The following is a 4,731-nucleotide window of genomic DNA, read 5'->3' as shown; positions in this document are numbered from 1 at the left end:
CGGGCCAGATGCTCCACCCGCCGCATCGGCACCATCGTCCAGGCCGTCCACACCCTCATGACCTGCACGTATTCAGGATGAAAGAGGTTCACTGAGCGCACCCTCACACATCGGAAACCTGGCTGTTATGCGTCAGAGTTCAGGATTCTTCCTCGATAGCAAAGTGCTGCAGCCAGACATAGTCGATAGGCTGGGCAGAATTCCATTCCGCAGCAAGTCTGGCGTCAACCGGCAGGAAGCCCGTGCGTTGGTAACACCGCAGAGCCGGAAGATTGTCCGGATGTACGCGCATGAAGATATCTTTGTAGCCAGATTCCATGGCTAGCGTCGTAAGTCGACGTACCAGCTCTTTCCCCATGCCCTGCCCGCGGGCCTCGAGCGCGACAACGATCCGAGCGAGCTCGGCTTCGTTCTCCTCCGTATCGAACCACAACTCTCCATAGGCCACGATGTCTTGTCCGGACCGGAGTACATAGGAACGCGTATAGGTCGTTGACTGCCAGCTGACGACCACCTCTGGTGGGAAGGGAAAATCTGCTCGCCCACACCACATGGCAGCCTCTGCCGGGGACCCGGCCCAGCCCGCCACTATGGCCGAGTACTCCTCGCGAAAGGCTGATAAATCTGTCCCGGCAGCTGTGTGCATCTCTTTCGGCATAGAGTCAGTGAACACAGCTAATGGTCGGACGTCGACTGTAATCGTTGCTCATTCCTACCTTGGTGTGGCACCCGACGGTTGCAAGAGGGGGCTCTGTGTGAAGCTGCTGGGATGGTGACTCGTGTGCTGCAGCAGTGCTTATGGTGGCGGAGTCAGTGGTGTCTGACCGATCGCGCGGTTGTAGAGGTCATATCGGCGGCGGTGGCATGCGAGCCGCCACCCTCGCGTCGCCCATAGTAGGCCGTTGTTGCAGGATGAGTGGCGGAGGGAGCTGAGGGCTCAGAGGGAGCTGGCGTGGTTGAGCCGGTCGTTTCTCCACCCAGCGTCGGGTGATGCTGCACTCTTGCCGGACGCTCTCGTGATGGGCAACCGAATTCAGCAGCATCGCCTGCGCCCTCATCTGCCACCGCCTCGCCCACTTTTTAGGCCCGTGCGATCAGGTCCATGGGCGCAAATCCACCGGCAGCCAGGAAAGCTGCCTGACTGCTGGCCGGGGCTTTCTGCTGTGACGTACGACTGCGGCCACAAATTCGATGGTCAGGCATGGCGTGCCGCGAAGACCAGTCTATTTAACTCCTCGGAGCGCGAGGTGTCGTGCCCAATGCACGAGGCCCGATGACGGCAGGGGACGTTCCTAGTCGCTTTGCTGGCTCAGTCTCCGTCGCTCGATGGTGCATGGCGACTGGAGGGGCCGAGATCCATCTCGCCCGTTCATGCGGGGTGTCAATCCAGAGTTATCGGTGGAGACCACGGCGAGAGAGTTCCCAGGCGGTTCAGGGTGCGGCGCACGTTGGGATGGATGCCCTCGAGAACGAAAACGGCATCGGCGGCACGGACAGTGTTAGTAATACGCCGCAGGGCCCACAGTCCAGCACCATCACAGAAGATCAGGTGGGTGAGATCAAGGCGGAAGCAGCGGATGCCCCCTGCCATGGACGCGCTGACCGCTCGCTCGACCAGGGGTGCGGTGGCCATGTCGAGTTCTCCAGTCAGCTGTAGCAGGACGGTGTCCCCGCGCCGCTGGCTGCGGATCTGCAGCAATTCTTCCGCTCGCACGGCCACCTCCCAAACCTTCAGGTGGGCAATGCCTACGCCCCTGACGTGCTCCGGCGGCAGGCAGCGGAGCTCTTCTAGGATGACGAAGTTGTTCAGGCTGCCGCGAGGCCAGCCCAGTGATCGATCAGGCCTTCAACGTCACCCACCGATGCCAGCGTCGCCCGCCAGGGCGGAAGTAATCGCGGCGCCACGGCCATGCCCATCAGCTGGCCGGGCCGCCTCCCAACTTTCAGGGGCAAGCTGGGGCCACCGTCGCTGACGTGGACCTGGCCCCTCTCATAGCCATCCGCTGCGGCGTGCAGGTGAAGGACCACGGGCGGCAGTCCATGGGTAACGGCGTTGGTGACCAGCTCAGAGGTGATGAGCGGCATGTCATTGACCTGCTCATCACTCAGCCCCCAGGGGATCAGCACCGGGCGGGCTTCGCGCCGGGCGATGGCCGGAGCCAGCGGTCCATGATCCAGACCGAACACCCGCTGGCCCGCCTCAGCAGTACCCAGCGGCTGCCTATAACGGGAGATCGTCGTGGATGCCATGGGGATCACTACCTATCCCGAAAGGGCCGGCATGTCTACTGGCCCTGCTTCCAGCACACTCCCCCACGGCACACAATCCCTGAGCAGCCAATACTCAAAACCGGCCTCTACTGAGGGCGTGTAGACCGACATCAACCGCAGCGCCGCACGAAAACTCCCGGGCATGGCGAAGGGGACGGGATCGGATCCCGCCCCCTTCGTGGCCCGGCGCGCGTTGGCGCTCCCCCGGTGCGGCCGGGCCGGCCGGTCCCGTGTCAGGGCGGGGCCGGGGCTATGAGTGGGTGTGCGTTCAGGCAGCGATGAGTGCCCAGTGGGTGGTGCCGCCGGGGTGCGCATGCCTGCCGTGGGCGTCGGCAAGGGTGCCCACGATGGTGATGCCGCGGCCGTGTTCATCGCCGGCGCAGGAGGCCGTCCAGGCGCCTTCCGTCTCAGCAGGGCCGCCGTCGATGACACCCACCCACACCCGGTTGCCGACGCGCTCACGGTGCATGTGCAGCGCAAGCGGCGGCTCGGCGTGCTCGACGGCATTGGTGACTAGTTCGGAAACGACCAGCAGCACCGCATCACTAGGGAGCCGCCAGCCTTCTAGCACTCTCTGCGCGGCGTGGCGGGCCGCACGGACGGCCTGCGGCCGGTGCTCCAGGGCCTCGGTCACGTCATTGCTATCGTCCACCGGGCGGCGCGGAGCGGGAACCCGCACTCCCTCGCCACCGGTCCGGCCGGCGAACCTGTCGTATCCAGTGGCATACATGACGATCACTTCCGACGAACTTCTGCGGCTCATGCGGGGCACGAAACCCGACACTCAGGATCTCGGTCTCTCCACAGACCACTCTCCTCCGATCGCCTCCCGCTCCCCTGAGCAACCCATACTCAAAAGCAGACATACGCGATATCGGGCCGGAAGTGCGCCCGGCGGTGTGCAGAAACGCGCCCGGTCGAAGTGGCCGACACGGGCCATGGGGCTCACTGTGGAGACGTGAGCGTGCACCCCTTCCCAAACCCTGGCGTGCCGCCGTCGCTGCTGTCGCCGATGCTGGCGGTCATCGGTCCGCTGCCCCGCCCGGAGCAGGAAGCGGAGTACGCGTACGAGACGCTGTGGAACGGGGCGCGGGTGATCGCCCATCTGCCCGGTGACGGGAGCGTGTGCCTGCTGTCGCAGGCCGGGCAGGACGTCACCGCCCAGTACCCCGAACTGCAGTCCCTGGCCGGTTTGCTGCCCGCGCCGGAGGCGGTGCTCGACGGGGAGATCGTCACCCTCGACGGTCAGGGACGCCCTTCAGTGGAGCGGCTGCAGCAGCGCATGAGTCTGCACCATCCCACCGCAGTCGCCCATGCCCGCGAAGATCTTCCCGTCCAGCTGATGGTCTTCGACATCCTCTACCTCGGAGAGGCCGTCGTGCAGCTGCCCTATGCCGCCCGCCGGGAGCTCCTGGACGACCTCGACCCGACCGGTCCGGGTGTCGCGGTTCCGCCGGCCTGGCCCGCCATGGCGGCCGAGGCCCTGGAGCACACCCGAACGGAGGGCTACGACGGCGTCGTCGCCAAGCGCCTCACCAGCCCCTACCTACCCGGCCGCCGCAGCCGCGACTGGATCAAAATCAAAAACTTGCCCGCAGCCAGGTGAGACGCCCTCTGGGTGGGAGTGGGAAGCAGGCGCGGTCAGGGTTTCGTATCGGTCTCCTCGGGCTGAACTAGGGCCTGCTAGCCTCAGGTCCTCCGCGAGTGTGCGGTCATCGGCGTGGTACTCCAACGCCGCCAGCCGGATGCGGTCAGATCGGCGTTCAGTCAGGCATCCGCCGGTACCGGGCTCAGCAGATAGCTGGTGATCCACAACCAGGCCAGCGTCCCAGCGGTGGCGTCCCGCAGCACCGCGAAGAACGCCGGATCCGCGCCCCATTCGAAACCGCTCGTCGCCAGTGGAAAAGTCCAGCAGCCCCCACGCCGCCTTGAGAGGTCATCGGCGTCGTGGCCCGTGGCGGCGAACCGGCAGACTTGGCCGTCCAACCACACCCGGTTCGCGCTCCTTGTCACTCTGTTTCCCGGAGCTGGCGGGCCACGTCCTGGAAGCGCTTGCGCTTGTCAGGCCGGTGGCGCGCTTGCCATGTCCTTCTTTTCCCGCGCGCATCTGCTCGGCTTTGGCGCCGGGTTCATCGGTCATGCTCATGATGCTCATTGTGATGGGGAGAGCGAACGAGGGACGGTTGTTTTTGTCGGGTCAGGTGGGAGCCATGGTTCCGCCGGGAACGGGAGCCACTGCTGCTCCGTCCGTTGGCGGGGGTGTACTCGGTGCCAGCTGGAGATTTCCGGCGAGTTCGAGGGCCACCTATCGAGTGACGTTGCTGCGGCGGGCGGGGTGTCCGTGGGCAGTGCGCGTGTGGGGTCGCTAGTCTTCTGAGTCAGGAATTCTGTTCAGATATGAGGCGAGGCGTTCGAGGATCTCGTCGGCGGTTTTCGTCCAGACATAGGGCTTCGGGTCGG

General features: G+C 65.1%; 6 protein-coding genes and 1 pseudogene. 2 read left to right on the top strand and 5 right to left on the bottom strand.

The features are described from left to right. Window positions 1-81, top strand: a pseudogene (locus ACF08N_RS37785) (IS5/IS1182 family transposase); the annotation flags it as partial. 58 nt (window positions 82-139) lie between these two features. Here the strand turns inward: ACF08N_RS37785 and ACF08N_RS37780 are convergent. From ACF08N_RS37780 to ACF08N_RS37765, 4 genes are all read right to left on the bottom strand, one after another. Continuing rightward, the gene (locus ACF08N_RS37780; protein WP_392329234.1) at window positions 140-658 is read right to left on the bottom strand and encodes a GNAT family N-acetyltransferase; all 519 of its coding nucleotides are present in this window, start codon (window positions 656-658) and stop codon (window positions 140-142) included. Window positions 659-1,381: 723 nt separating this feature from the next. Next, window positions 1,382-1,720, bottom strand: coding sequence for an STAS domain-containing protein (locus ACF08N_RS37775; protein WP_392329233.1), 339 nt, complete (start codon window positions 1,718-1,720; stop codon window positions 1,382-1,384). Between the two features lie 86 nt (window positions 1,721-1,806). Then, entirely contained in the window at window positions 1,807-2,250 is a 444-nt protein-coding gene (locus ACF08N_RS37770) for an ATP-binding protein (RefSeq protein ID WP_392329232.1), read from the bottom strand. Between the two features lie 289 nt (window positions 2,251-2,539). Then, a complete protein-coding gene (locus ACF08N_RS37765; RefSeq protein WP_392329231.1) occupies window positions 2,540-3,034 on the bottom strand; it encodes an ATP-binding protein in 495 nt (164 codons plus the stop codon). Window positions 3,035-3,229: 195 nt separating this feature from the next. Here ACF08N_RS37765 and ACF08N_RS37760 point away from each other — a divergent pair, with 195 nt between their 5' ends. Continuing rightward, window positions 3,230-3,877, top strand: coding sequence for a hypothetical protein (locus ACF08N_RS37760; protein WP_392329230.1), 648 nt, complete (start codon window positions 3,230-3,232; stop codon window positions 3,875-3,877). Window positions 3,878-4,038: 161 nt separating this feature from the next. Here ACF08N_RS37760 and ACF08N_RS37755 read toward each other — a convergent pair whose 3' ends face one another. Next, window positions 4,039-4,263, bottom strand: a complete 225-nt coding sequence (locus ACF08N_RS37755) for a hypothetical protein (RefSeq protein ID WP_392329229.1) — start codon at window positions 4,261-4,263, stop codon at window positions 4,039-4,041. Window positions 4,264-4,731: the final 468 nt, after the last annotated feature.

It is taken from the genome of Streptomyces sp. NPDC015127 (assembly GCF_043080095.1).
In the GTDB taxonomy this organism is placed as follows: Bacteria; Actinomycetota; Actinomycetes; order Streptomycetales; family Streptomycetaceae; genus Streptomyces.
Note: the sequence above shows the minus strand (reverse complement) of the source record. Positions and strands in the feature narration are given on the sequence as shown.

Coding starts and splice junctions, on each gene's coding strand:
- ACF08N_RS37780 (WP_392329234.1), bottom strand. CDS start 658: ATGCCGAAAGAGATGCACACAGCTGCCGGGACAGATTTATCAGCCTTT.
- ACF08N_RS37770 (WP_392329232.1), bottom strand. CDS start 2,250: ATGGCATCCACGACGATCTCCCGTTATAGGCAGCCGCTGGGTACTGCT.
- ACF08N_RS37765 (WP_392329231.1), bottom strand. CDS start 3,034: ATGAGCCGCAGAAGTTCGTCGGAAGTGATCGTCATGTATGCCACTGGA.